We start from the raw sequence: 285 nt of genomic DNA, 5'->3' as shown, positions 1-285 counted from the left end.
CGGCCTCGCCTTAGGTCCCGACTGACCCTGGGCGGACGAGCCTTCCCCAGGAAACCTTGGGCTTTCGGCGGAGGGGATTCTCACCCCTCTTTTCGCTACTCATACCGGCATTCTCACTTCCATGCGCTCCACCAAGCCTTACAGCTCAGCTTCCCCGCACATGGAACGCTCCCCTACCATGTCGCCATCCCGAGCTTCGGTGTCCGGTTTAGCCCCGTTCCATTTTCCGCGCAGCGCCACTCGACCAGTGAGCTATTACGCACTCTTTCAATGATGGCTGCTTCT

1 rRNA gene is annotated in these 285 nt (G+C 59.6%); it reads right to left on the bottom strand.

The features are described from left to right. Nucleotides 1-285, bottom strand: a 23S ribosomal RNA gene (locus AC27E8_RS00295); the annotation flags it as partial.

The sequence above is a fragment of the Alicyclobacillus sp. CIJ1 genome, from assembly GCF_057538885.1.
This window is presented reverse-complemented; position numbering and strand designations above follow the sequence as displayed.